This window comes from Xenorhabdus sp. SGI246 (genome assembly GCF_040838225.1).
Classification (GTDB): domain Bacteria; phylum Pseudomonadota; class Gammaproteobacteria; order Enterobacterales; family Enterobacteriaceae; genus Xenorhabdus; species Xenorhabdus indica.
Genome location: NZ_JBFPEZ010000049.1, coordinates 89190 through 101964 on the forward strand (window position 1 = coordinate 89190; position 12775 = coordinate 101964).

Here is a 12775-nt window from a genome sequence, read left to right on the forward strand (position 1 = left end):
TTTTATTGCTTATTCTGAGCTTGCTGTCTTTGTTCTCCGGGCTGTGTATTCCCAACTTCCGATAACGCTTGCTCTCTTTCTGCATTGATACGCCGGGAAAGTTCATACTGCTGCAACATAGCGTCAATGCGTTTATTGCTTTCCCGTATCTGCATACTCAAGTCACCACCAAAAGCGTCATTCTCGCCAGGAACAGATAAACCAACAGGCGAAGCGGAACCCATTACCGGCAACGTATTAAAGACTGGGTTATCAGATTGAATATCAGTTTCAGCCCCACTACCACTGCTATTGTATTGCTGAACACCAATAATCACGGCCAGAGATACACAAGCTGCTACACCCACTTGTGTCATTTGACTTACCCAAGGCTGAAGTTTATGCCAGAACGGCATTTGCTGCCATGTTTCAGGTTTTGGCTGAGATTCCGGAACAACTGCTGGATTGATATGGACGGGTTCTTTTTCAAGCGCCTGCGCCACTTGACTAGCGATATCCAAATGCAATACCTCACCGATATCACCACGTAATGTATCACGGATGAGGTGATATCTTTCCCACTGCTTCTGCATTAAAGCATCTTCAGAGATCAAACGAACGATTTCACTATCAAGAACTTCTCCATCCATTAATGCGGAAAGTTTCTCTCTTTGCATGCCAAGTACCTTCAATATTGTTTTGTTCCACTACTGTTGGATCAGGGGTTGAACTTTATTATCAATGGCTTCTCTTGCCCGAAATATTCGTGAACGAACAGTACCTACAGGACAATCCATAATGACAGCTATTTCTTCATAGCTCAGCCCATCCAATTCCCGAAGTGTAATTGCTATCCGCAAATCCTCCGGAAGCGACTCAATAGTACGGAATACCACTTCCTTTAATTCTTCTGACAACATTAAATTCTCAGGGTTCGAAATTTCTTTTAAAGAACTTGACGTATCATAATTTTCTGCATCATTAGCATCCAAATCATTGGATGGTGGACGACGCCCCTGAGCAACTAAATAATTTTTCGCAGTATTAACGGCAATACGGTACAACCACGTGTAAAAGGCACTATCACCACGAAAAGAAGACAGTGCCCGATAAGTTTTAATAAATACCTCTTGAGCGACATCAGGAACATCGCCCTGAGGTACGTAACGGGCAATTAAGCTCGCTACTTTGTGCTGGTATCTGACTACCAGCAAATTAAATGCTTTTTGGTCGCCTTTTTGTACCCGCTCGACCAGCATTTGATCCGTTAACTGCTCGCTCATCCGAGACTCACTCTCCTGAGGTAAAACTCCACATTTATACTTAATTACACCAGTTATGATATCTTGCTACCCGAACAAGCATCACGTTTGAGTGTCAATTACGCGTGAAGTTCAACTTTGATTGTAATTTTATCTTACAACCACCTGTTATTTTGTATTGCATTCTTAATTTATAGTACAAATCATAGCCTCTATTCAGAGGAACATTGGATTTCAAGTGACGAAAAACAGAAAGATTTATCCTACTATTTCACAAAGAAACTGAATGACCTTATTAACGATAACCCTATTAATAATAAAGATAAAAATCTTTCACCATGTACTGGAATTCGTTTGAATATGTACCATCAGATGCACGGATAGTCAGTTCCCTGATTTGAGTCTCTTTCTCTTGACGGGCCAGTCCCAACAATAAACGATGTAACGGTTTATCCACCCTATCACGAATATTGACGCGATAATGGGTGAACCAACCACATTCTGTGGCCATTTTTTCAAAGATTTTGCCAATCTGATATGGAAGTACAACACAAAAAAGCCCTTCAGGGGTAATCATATGCTCAACACAGTCCAATAGCCCCTGATGAGTCAATGACTTCGTATAACGTGCCTGATTACGTGCTTCATCGCGGCAATCAATCGCAGGTTCGAAATAGGGAGGGTTGCTCACAATCAGATCATACCGACTACCATTTTGCCGGGCAAATTCATAAATATCCTGCTGATACACAGTAATACGGGAAACCCACGGAGATCGCTGAACATTTTCAGTCGCCTGCATTGCTGCATCTGCATCCAGCTCTACTGCATCAATCACCGTATCACCGCCACTCCTTTGCGCTACCATCAGTGCGATCAAACCACTACCACACCCAATATCCAGACAATACTTTCTGTTATCTACAGGTGCCCATGCTCCCAATAACACACCATCCGTACCAACTTTCATTGCACACTTATCATGCCCAACGAAGAATTGTTTAAATGTGAAACCACCACGACGAAAAGCAGGTTTATCTATTAACACCATGAACTATATCTGTTGAAATCAAACATTCGTCATAGCATAAATCTTATAACTCGTGGATAAAAGCCACTTACACACCGGATACTTTTATTGCTGACGTATGTTATAGGGTGAAGAATGCGCCTAACCTGGTTTATAATCGGCTCCCCAAACAGAGGTATATGATGACTGCGACAAACTTTTCCGAATTCGAACTTGATGAATGCCTGCTTGATGCGTTGAACGACAAAGGCTATGAACGTCCGACAGCAATACAGGCAGCGGCCATTCCTGCGGCTATGGATGGGCGTGATGTACTCGGTTCTGCGCCGACAGGGACAGGCAAAACAGCGGCCTACCTGCTGCCAGCTCTACAACATTTACTGGACTTTCCACGTAAAAAGTCAGGGCCACCACGTATTCTGATCCTAACACCAACCCGTGAATTAGCCATGCAGGTTGCAGAACAGGCTAAGGAGCTGGCTGCCCACACTAATCTGGATGTTGCCACTATTACTGGTGGTGTTGCCTATATGAACCATGCTGAAGTGTTCAGTGAGAACCAGGACATTGTTGTCGCGACCACCGGACGCCTGCTGCAATATATCAAAGAAGAGAACTTTGATTGCCGTGCGGTAGAAACCCTAATTCTTGATGAAGCAGATCGTATGCTGGATATGGGGTTTGCCAATGATGTTGAAACTATTGCCGGAGAAACGCGCTGGCGCAAACAAACACTGTTATTCTCCGCAACACTTGAAGGTGAAGCTATTGGTGATTTTGCGAAACGTCTGCTGACAGACCCTGTTGAAATTGACGCAGAACCTTCACGTCGTGAACGCAAGAAAATCCAGCAATTCTATTATCGTGCTGATAATCTGGAACATAAAATAGCCTTATTATGCCATCTCTTGAAACAATCTGATGTTACAAAGTCGATTGTCTTTGTGCGCAAACGGGAGCGTGTTCGCGAATTAGTGGATTGGCTACATCAGGCAGGTATTCAGTCCTGCTTCCTTGAAGGTGAAATGGTGCAGGCCAAACGAACCGAAGCGGTAAAACGTCTGAATGATGGCAGAGTCAAGGTGTTGGTCGCAACTGACGTTGCTTCCCGTGGATTGGATATCGAAAACATCAGTCACGTTTTTAACTTTGATTTGCCGCGCACTGCTGATGTTTACCTGCACCGGATTGGCCGTACAGCCCGCGCGGGCCGCAAAGGAACCGCAATTGCGCTGGTTGAATCTCATGATCATTTATTGCTTGGAAAAATCAGTCGCTATCTCAATGAACCTCTGAAAATGCGGGTTGTAGATGAACTGCGTCCGCAAACCAAAACACCGAATGAAAAGAAAAGCCATAAACCATCCAAAAAAGTCCTGGAAAAACGTAAGGAAAAGAAAAAAGCAGAAGATGTGAAGAAAAAACGGGTGAAAGTGCGCCATCGTGACAGTAAAAACATCGGAAAACGTCGTTCTCCTTCTGGTAACCCCAGACTAGAATCGACAGAATCTACTCAAGATTAAATGTTTTCACGATTGATAATTGATATGGTATAAGCGGGCTATTTGCCCGCTTTTCCATTGATAATAGACGAGAAAGTGGCAGCATATCATGTGAGATACCTACTTGAATGAGAATGAACTGAATAATATTGCTTAACCTTTTGTGCATTTAATTCCTGCTGTGAATCAAATTGACAACAAGGTTCATCAAACAAAGTATTAAGTTCATTTTCGCTCATATCTACCGCCCATGTTTGCAATGACAACTTTTCGTTATAATGAACGACATTATCATTTATATCATTACTCATGGCAGCCATCATTATACTTTCCCTGCTATCCCCTTTACCCTGCCAGGGCTTATGAATAACCAGTAATTCCTGTATAGCTTCCAAAAAATGAGCTTTGAATGAATGTAACGTATAACTGTAGTTCACTATTGTATCGATTATATTGTCTTCTGGTTCATATTCATTCTCAAGCAGAATCTGGTTTCCCATTGGCTGAGGAATTGGCAACGTTTTTTGTAAATTATGTAGCCAATCATTCTCGACAACATAATTTCGGATTAACCCCTTGTCTGCCATTTCACGAGCTACTTGTGGTGACCAGCCCATTCGTTTCAACGTCCAATCTGAAACACCGGCAGAATTAAAGATAACAGCAGGCTTTCCTACTGTCAGAGCAGCCATGGATGCCAGCCCCCCTCCCAGTGAATGACCGGTAAAAATCACATTCTCACCAAATGCCTTTAATGCCGCCTGTGCCAGCTCTACCGCCTGATTATATTGTTTTTCATTGTATCCAAGCCCCTGACGAATACTTGCCATAAAATCCTTTATTTCGTTCGAACCTGCAATTGACACAATATATAGCCCCTTATAACGATAGACCCCTGCCTGAAATCCCGTCGAAGTGTCATCCAAAATATCAGGATCAATACCCGCTTTTATGAGTTCATCATCTGATATGCGTACATAGTCACCAATGCCAAAACTATTTCTGCGGTATGAGTCACGGGTAACCTGCACTAACGCATAGTCGATAAACTGTGAATCTTTTCCTGCAATATCATTAGCCTTTAACTCAGGCGTTGCCATAACTTTGCTTTGAGCAGCATTGACCAATGATTGGTAAAGTAAATCAGTTTGTTTTGTATTTTCTGAAAATGAAGTTATTGGTAAGGAAAGGTGTTCATTTTTGGCCGGAAGTTTGCTGCCAGAAGATGGTAACTGAAGAGTTTCCTGATTTCCCTGTACAGGAGATAGTCCTAACTGACTCAAAAAATTGGTATTTATTGCCAAAGCCATAAGATACTCCTACCTATTTTAAGTTAGACATAACAGACTGACCTAGATCTTCTTATCGGCAGGAATATTAACATTCTTATATCAAATTTAATTTTTAATTAACAATATAAAGTAATTACCCTATATGACACTTAATAAACAAACGTAATAATTTAATGCTGGTTTGATGAGGTCTAAAAAAGTTGAACAGACAATAACTGCAATTTACTCGCTCGTAAGCTTGCGATAAATCCATAAAACAGTATTTTCTTCTATCAATTCGCTTAAGTTGAACCGCAGAGGGTTCCCCTGCGCTAAGGGAATCGGTAAGCTTAAGCCCATCTGATAATCATATAAAACGGGATCCGCTATGTCCGTACCTCTCACATGGCACGATGTCATCGGTAATGAAAAGACACAACCCTATTTCGTTGATACATTGGCTTATGTCGCCAATGAACGTAAAGCAGGCAAAACAATCTATCCACCACAGCAGGATGTTTTCAATGCATTTCGCTATACTGAACTGGCTGATGTAAAAGTGGTTATTTTGGGGCAAGATCCTTATCATGGCCCAAATCAAGCGCATGGGCTGGCTTTTTCAGTCCAGCCGGGTATTCCTGCACCACCTTCTCTCGTCAACATGTACAAAGAACTGGAATCTGATATTGAAGGATTTCATCCCCCCAATCATGGCTGCCTGCTTAGTTGGGCAAAACAGGGGGTATTACTGCTTAATACCGTGCTGACGGTTGAACGAGGAAATGCCCATTCCCATGCTAATCTGGGTTGGGAAACATTCACTGATAGGGTAATTGCAGCAATCAATGAACACCGACGCGGTGTCATTTTCCTGCTTTGGGGTTCTCACGCGCAGAAAAAAGGCCGTATTATTGATACCCGGCGCCACCATGTTCTAAAAGCACCACATCCTTCCCCATTATCAGCACACCGTGGGTTCTTAGGTTGCAAACACTTTTCCCAAGCTAACCAGTTGCTTGAAGCCCAAGGATTGCCTTCAATTGATTGGAATCCAGTATTGCCTGAATAACCCTCTCATACCTACAAAAATGCCGCCTCTATCGGCGGCATTGCAATCATAGAATCTATATCTCTTACTTAGAAACGGCAACCATAGCAGGACGCAGCAGACGTCCATTCAGGGTATAGCCTTTCTGCATTACCAACATTACCTGATTTGGTTCATGTTGATCAGATTCCATCATAGTCATCGCCTGATGCACCTCTGGATTGAAAGGAACATGAGTATCACTGACAACTTCAATGCCAAATTTACCCACTGCATCAATAAATGATTTCAGTGTCAGTTCAATACCTTCAATCATTGGTACCAAAGTCTCATTGGTACGATCTGCCGCTTCCAAAGCACGCTCCAGATTATCGATCACTGGTAGAAGTTCATTGGCAAATCTTTCCAATGCGAATTTATGCGCCTTTTCTACATCCTGCTCAGCGCGACGGCGAATATTATCCACTTCAGCACGAGCACGCAAAACCGCATCACGCTCACGAGATTGAGCCTGTTTCAGTTCCTCTTCCAACTCGGCAACACGCGGGTCAACAACATTTTCAGTCTCTGGCGCGTCTGCCTTTTCTGCATCTTTCTGTTGCTCAAATACATTTTCTGTATTTTCTGAGACTTGCTCGTCAGGTACTTTTTGGTCTTTACTACTCATGAATATCTCCGCGTATTTTGTATTATTTTCGCTACTCCCGCTTATTATGGGGATCAAAACGAGGGATTCAAGGGAACACATCTATATTGTGAGGGCAAAACCATATGCTGCAGGAAATAACAGCAATAAATAATGAATTCAAATGCATCGGTATTGTCGGTCGTCCACGTCATCCTGAAGCACTAACCACCCATGAAATGCTGTATCACTGGCTGGTATCTAAAGGTTACTGTGTAATTGTGGATAGACAAGTTGCAAAAGATATTAACTTACAAGGCGCTCATACCGGAGGACTAACCGAAATTGGCAAAATAGCCGATTTGGTGATTGTCGTTGGTGGTGACGGAAATATGCTAGGAGCCGCCAGAGTATTGGCACGCTATGATATTAAAGTCATTGGTATTAACCGTGGTAACTTAGGCTTTCTGACGGATCTAGATCCCGATAATGCCCTGCAACAACTTTCTGAAGTTCTCAATGGAGAATATCGGGATGAAAAACGCTTTTTACTGGAAGCACAAGTCACGAAAAAAGGCCAGAAACCACGGCACAGTACAGCACTGAATGAAGTCGTGTTGCACCCCGGAAAAGTTGCCCATATGATCGATTTCGAAGTTTATATTGATGAGCGATTTGCATTTTCTCAACGCTCAGATGGCTTAATCATAGCAACACCTACCGGCTCTACAGCCTACTCTCTATCAGCCGGTGGTCCAATTCTGACACCGAATCTGGATGCTATTGTGTTGGTTCCCATGTTTCCACACACGCTTTCTGCTCGTCCTCTTGTCATCAGTAGTGGAAGTAGCATTCGTCTGAAATTTGCTCAAAACAGCAATGATTACGAAGTCAGTTGCGATAGCCAGATTGTCTTACCAATTCAGGATGGTGAAGAAGTTATCATTAAACGCAGCGAATATAACCTGCATTTAATCCACCCGAAAGATTACAACTACTTCAATACATTAAGTACTAAATTAGGCTGGTCGAAAAAAATGTTCTAAAAACTCGGCTTTCCTACTTTACTGTATAAAAAACCAGTTTATACTGTATGGAAGAACAGACATGTTTTTATACACAGGAACATGAATTTATATCATGAACTTATTATAGAAACATGGTCTTAAGTATAGGAAAAGGTAGGAGGAGCACGATGTTGGCTCAATTGACCATCAGTAATTTTGCCATTGTTCGCGAACTTGAAATTGATTTTCGCTCAGGAATGACAACTATCACAGGAGAAACCGGGGCAGGTAAATCAATTGCAATTGATGCACTGGGTTTATGCCTCGGTAATCGTGGCGAAGCGAATATGGTTCGTGCTGGCGCTCCTCGTACTGACATTTGTGCCCGCTTTTTGCTGTCCGATGCACCTTCTGCCCGTAAATGGCTAGAAACTCATCAACTCGACGGTAGTTTTGATGATGATAATGAGTGCCTGCTACGGCGTACTATTACCGCAGACGGGCGCTCCCGTGGTTTTATCAATGGTACTGCGGTTCCCCTTTCCCAACTTCGTGAATTAGGTTCACACCTGATTCAAATCCACGGGCAACATGCCCATCAGTTGCTTTTAGAAAATCGTCATCAAAAACATTTACTGGATATCTATGCCGGCGAATTTGTGTTGCAGAATGAAATGAAGCAGGCATATCAGCAATGGAGACAAAGCTGTCAGGCACTTGCCCAATTCCAACAACAAGCACTTGAGCGTCGCTCTCGACAGCAACTACTGGAATATCATCTGAAAGAACTTAATGAACTTGCGCCTCAAGTTGGTGAATATCAAGAGCAAGACAGCGAATATAAACGCTTGGCAAATTGCGGTCAATTTTTGTCCGCCAGCCAAAATATTCTCCAGATATTAAGTGACAATGATGAACAAAATATCGTTAGCCTTCTCAGTTACGCACGAAATGAACTGACTGACCTTGCCAATATGGATCAGAAACTCAGTGGATCACTCAACATGCTGGAAGAAGCTGCTATCCAAATCAGTGAAGTCAGTGATGAATTGCGTCATTACAGTGATCAACTGGAATTAGATCCTAACCGTCTGTTTGAATTAGAACAGAAAATATCACAACAAATCGGTATTGCACGTAAGCATTATGTCTCCCCGGAAGAACTACCGGCTCTACACCAGCAGCTTCTGGAAGAACAACACCAACTTTCACAACAAGAAGATGATTGTGCCCATCTCAGTGAACTTGTTAGCTTACACTATCAACAAGCACTCAACGTTGCAGAAAAACTGCATCAAGTCCGCCAACAATATGCCCTTGAATTAAGCCAGCTTATCACCAACAGTATGCACCAGCTTTCCATGCCTCATGGGCGTTTCACCATTGATGTTATATTCGAACCTGAACATTTAAATATTGATGGAGCCAGCAAGGTGGAGTTTAACGTTACAACTAACCCTGGACAGCCCCATCAAGCACTGGCGAAAGTGGCTTCAGGTGGCGAACTTTCTCGTATTGCTCTGGCTATTCAGGTTATTACCGCTAAAAAAACGGAAACTCCGGCATTAATTTTCGACGAGGTTGATGTTGGTATCAGTGGCCCAACAGCAATGATTGTAGGCAGGCTTCTCCGTGAATTAGGCGAATCAACCCAGGTTATGTGTGTTACACATTTACCACAAGTTGCAGGATGTGGCCACCAACACTTTTACGTCAGCAAACAAACTGACGGAGAAGAAACAGAAACCCGAATGCAGCTATTGGACAAAAAATCCCGTCTTCAGGAACTTGCCCGTCTCTTGGCAGGTAGTGAAGTCACAAAAAACACGTTGGCTAATGCAAAAGAACTGTTAGAGGCATAAATTAAATACCCTATGGATTTCAAGATACAGTCAATAAAGCTGTAACTTGAAAGACGACGTGTATACAACTTTTTTGTATACTTGAAGTCATATATTTTACAGATTTCAAAATTAAAGATATAGGTAAATGGCATAGAGGTTTTCAAACTCTATAATGTTTATTATTATCGACGGCCTGACTCCTAAAGGAATGTAATTACTATGCGCTGTAAATTGTTGACTGCCGCTACTGTATCGTTGGTTATGCTAACTGCGGGTTGCTCCATGTTTGAGCGAGTTGTTTATCGTCCTGATATTAATCAAGGGAATTACCTGACACCGACTGAGGTATCAAAAATTCATAAAGGGATGACACAACAGCAAGTTGCTTACACTTTGGGAACACCAATGCTGACAGATCCATTTGGGAGCCAAACCTGGTACTACATCTTCCGTCAGCAACCCGGCCATGCGAAAGTAAAACAAGAGACACTAACACTCATTTTTGATAGCAATGGTGTTTTAACTGATATCAAAAATGAAAAAACTTTACCTCAAAATGGGTAAAATATGAGATTTTACTTATGCGCCAGATAGTTATTTGGCGCATAAACATCAAATGGATATTTATTGAGCACCATTTTTCGCTCGTTCAGCTCGTTTACGCCGCATTTCTTTTGGATCAGCAATAAGGGGACGATAAATTTCTACACGATCCCCTTCCTCCAACGTATCTGTTAATTTAGCCGGACGGCTATAAATACCGATTTTATTCTTAGCCAAATCGATATCACTACGTAATGCCAAAAGACCTGATTCCACAATTGCCAGTTCGACAGTTGCTCCTTCTGGTAATTTTATCTTACGCAGATATTGCCGTTCAGGTAAAGCATAAACAACTTCGATATTGATATCAGGCACTATAAACCTCTCGTGCACGTTGGGTAAAAGCCTGAACCATATTACTGGTTAGCTCTTTAAAAACCTTACCGAAAGCCAACTCAATCAACTTATTGGTAAATTCAAAATCGAGATGTAACTCAATCTTACAGGCATCCTCACTAAGTGGTGTAAAATGCCATCCGCCCATTAGCTTGCGGAAAGGGCCATCAACCAACTGCATATTGATACTTTTATTATCAAATAACGTATTTCGCGTTACAAACGTCTTACTAATCCCCGCCTTGGAGACATCAACAGAAGCCGTCATCTCATTATCACTGCTACTTATAACACTGCTACCCACACATCCCGGCAAAAAATCCGGATAAGATTTCACATCATTGATCAATTTATACATTTGTTCCACGCTGTAAGGAACTAACGCAGAGCGACTAATCTGTGGCATATCATTTCCTGTAAAACGTAACAGCGCCGAATAATATCACTTTAATATGGTTAAATAAAAACCCGATGAGATTTAGGGCAATAAATGTCCACTTATCACTAAATATCATGCAGAATAGATTTCTTTCATTAACGCTTACAGTATAATACAACGCATTATGACAAAGAAAAAAGCACACAAACCCGGTTCGGCAACTATTGCCATGAATAAGCGAGCCCGTCACGAATACTTTATTGAAGAAGAATTCGAGGCTGGTTTATCACTACAAGGTTGGGAAGTTAAATCGCTGCGCGCTGGTAAAGCAAATATCAGTGAGAGTTATGTTTTGCTCAAAGATGGTGATGCTTATCTTTTTGGAGCCACGATCACGCCATTGAATGTCGCCTCTTCCCATGTGGTCTGTGATCCTACACGGTCACGTAAGCTATTACTTAACAAGCGCGAACTTGATTCCTTGTACGGCCGGATTAATCGCGAAGGTTATACCATCGTTGCACTTTCCCTTTATTGGAAAAACGCTTGGTGTAAAATCAAAATTGGCGTTGCAAAAGGTAAAAAAGCGCACGATAAACGTTCAGACATTAAAGAACGTGAGTGGAAATTAGACAAAGCACGAATTATGAAGAATGCAGGGCGTTAATCACTAGCATTATCCTCCAATATTCTGATATACTCGCTTTTAACATACTTGGGGCTGATTCTGGATTCGACGGGATTCGCGAAACCCAAGGTGCATGCCGAGGGGCGGTTGGCCTCGTAAAAAGCCGCAAAACAATAGTCGCAAACGACGAAAACTACGCACTGGCAGCTTAATAACCTGCGCAGAGCCCTCTCTCCCTAGCCTCAGCTCTTAGGACGGGGATCAAGAGAGGTCAAACCCAAAAGAGATCGCGTGGATGCCTTGCCTGGGGTTGAAGCGTTAAATCCAATCAGGCTAGTTTGTCAGTGGCGTGTCTGTCCGCAGCTGGCAAGCGAATGTAAAGATTAGACTAAGCATGTAGTACCAAGGATGTAGGAATTTCGGACGCGGGTTCAACTCCCGCCAGCTCCACCAAATTTGGTAGGACAGTGTAGGGACAACAACTTTAAAAACAGTAAGTTAGCAAAGTTAGTTGGTCGCTGTCATGACAGTAAAAGGACTTCAAAGTGCACGTGAAATGCACGTGAAGTTAAATTTAAGACACCTCAGACTCCCCCTCTGAGGTGTTTTTGTTTGTAACGAATGTATTTCTATTTGTAAAAAAATGTAACAAAATACATGCCGTTTTGTGTCCGATCTGCCGCTCATCATTATTTTATTCAAAAAATTTACTGCCAAAATTCCTCGCTGAACTAGTGCATTTCCGTACACTTAAACAATGCTTTTAAATATTCAAATTTTTTGATGTTATTTGGCAGATAGGCATTTTTTGTTAAAGAAGTTAGAGTCACTTCCAAGGTGAGGATATGTATGAAGAAGGGATAGTTACTATAGAGCAGAAATATGTCCTTTAATTTGCAATATATCTCATGTCTACATATAACGCCAAGATCAGCTAGTGAAAATCACTGCATTGACCGTCACGCCCTTTCGAAAAAAAAGAGCTAAATTATCACACTATATAACTAATGTAACCGATTACTTACCCAAAATAGATTGATTAGTCTAGTTTTCGATACGCTTCCCAAATTTGCTATAGAAATCTTTACAAAGGTTACAATTACGTAATAAATAGTACCGCTCTGAAACGGCGAAGCCCCCAACTATTAGCAGTAGTCAGGGGCTTCAATAAAACGTCTAGTACTTACGAGGAACATAGACATGGCTATTATAACAATTAAAGAACCAAGTAAAACTATTAATATTAATTCGGTGTTCAAAT

General features: G+C 41.9%; 13 protein-coding genes and 1 other RNA gene. 7 read left to right on the top strand and 7 right to left on the bottom strand.

Annotated features, from left to right (window positions below):
* Positions 1-2: 2 nt before the first annotated feature.
* The 3 genes from rseA to ABLA85_RS12705 all read right to left on the bottom strand — a co-directional run bounded on the left by rseA (position 3) and on the right by ABLA85_RS12705 (position 2292).
* Complete coding sequence (gene rseA, locus ABLA85_RS12695; protein ID WP_367964632.1) at positions 3-656, bottom strand: anti-sigma-E factor RseA; 654 nt, start codon at positions 654-656, stop codon at positions 3-5.
* 30 nt (positions 657-686) lie between these two features.
* Entirely contained in the window at positions 687-1262 is a 576-nt protein-coding gene (gene rpoE / locus ABLA85_RS12700) for an RNA polymerase sigma factor RpoE (RefSeq protein WP_047684045.1), read from the bottom strand.
* A 289-nt stretch (positions 1263-1551) separates the two neighbouring features.
* Positions 1552-2292 carry a tRNA1(Val) (adenine(37)-N6)-methyltransferase gene (locus ABLA85_RS12705; protein ID WP_367964634.1) on the bottom strand — a complete coding sequence of 247 codons (741 nt, stop codon included), beginning with the start codon at positions 2290-2292 and terminating at the stop codon, positions 1552-1554.
* 161 nt (positions 2293-2453) lie between these two features.
* On the opposite strand from ABLA85_RS12705, the gene srmB reads away from it, so the two are divergent.
* Positions 2454-3794: an ATP-dependent RNA helicase SrmB gene (srmB, locus tag ABLA85_RS12710; RefSeq protein ID WP_367964659.1), complete on the top strand. Its 1341-nt coding sequence runs from the start codon at positions 2454-2456 to the stop codon at positions 3792-3794.
* Positions 3795-3880: 86 nt separating this feature from the next.
* Here the strand turns inward: srmB and ABLA85_RS12715 are convergent, their stop codons facing one another.
* Entirely contained in the window at positions 3881-5083 is a 1203-nt protein-coding gene (locus ABLA85_RS12715) for a phospholipase (protein ID WP_367964636.1), read from the bottom strand.
* 349 nt (positions 5084-5432) lie between these two features.
* Here ABLA85_RS12715 and ung point away from each other — a divergent pair, with 349 nt between their 5' ends.
* Entirely contained in the window at positions 5433-6113 is a 681-nt protein-coding gene (gene ung, locus ABLA85_RS12720) for a uracil-DNA glycosylase (RefSeq protein ID WP_367964638.1), read from the top strand.
* Between the two features lie 64 nt (positions 6114-6177).
* Here the strand turns inward: ung and grpE are convergent, their stop codons facing one another.
* Positions 6178-6759: a nucleotide exchange factor GrpE gene (grpE, locus tag ABLA85_RS12725; protein WP_367964640.1), complete on the bottom strand. Its 582-nt coding sequence runs from the start codon at positions 6757-6759 to the stop codon at positions 6178-6180.
* Between the two features lie 125 nt (positions 6760-6884).
* Here grpE and nadK point away from each other — a divergent pair, with 125 nt between their 5' ends.
* The 3 genes from nadK to bamE all read left to right on the top strand — a co-directional run bounded on the left by nadK (position 6885) and on the right by bamE (position 10132).
* Positions 6885-7763, top strand: coding sequence for an NAD(+) kinase (nadK, locus tag ABLA85_RS12730; RefSeq protein WP_367964661.1), 879 nt, complete (start codon positions 6885-6887; stop codon positions 7761-7763).
* 149 nt (positions 7764-7912) lie between these two features.
* A complete protein-coding gene (gene recN / locus ABLA85_RS12735; RefSeq protein ID WP_367964642.1) occupies positions 7913-9586 on the top strand; it encodes a DNA repair protein RecN in 1674 nt (557 codons plus the stop codon).
* A gap of 201 nt (positions 9587-9787) precedes the next feature.
* Positions 9788-10132, top strand: coding sequence for an outer membrane protein assembly factor BamE (gene bamE, locus ABLA85_RS12740; protein WP_367964643.1), 345 nt, complete (start codon positions 9788-9790; stop codon positions 10130-10132).
* A gap of 60 nt (positions 10133-10192) precedes the next feature.
* On the opposite strand, the gene ABLA85_RS12745 is transcribed toward bamE, so the two are convergent.
* Positions 10193-10486: an RnfH family protein gene (locus ABLA85_RS12745; protein WP_367964645.1), complete on the bottom strand. Its 294-nt coding sequence runs from the start codon at positions 10484-10486 to the stop codon at positions 10193-10195.
* Positions 10479-10913 carry a type II toxin-antitoxin system RatA family toxin gene (locus tag ABLA85_RS12750; RefSeq protein ID WP_367964646.1) on the bottom strand — a complete coding sequence of 145 codons (435 nt, stop codon included), beginning with the start codon at positions 10911-10913 and terminating at the stop codon, positions 10479-10481. The genes ABLA85_RS12745 and ABLA85_RS12750 overlap by 8 nt, the downstream gene beginning before the upstream one ends.
* Before the next feature lie 157 nt (positions 10914-11070).
* Between ABLA85_RS12750 and smpB the strand changes: the two genes are divergently transcribed.
* Both smpB and ssrA read left to right on the top strand, forming a co-directional pair.
* Entirely contained in the window at positions 11071-11553 is a 483-nt protein-coding gene (smpB, locus tag ABLA85_RS12755) for an SsrA-binding protein SmpB (RefSeq protein ID WP_038259640.1), read from the top strand.
* 50 nt (positions 11554-11603) lie between these two features.
* Positions 11604-11967: a transfer-messenger RNA gene (gene ssrA / locus ABLA85_RS12760) on the top strand.
* The last annotated feature ends 808 nt before the right edge of the window (positions 11968-12775 follow it).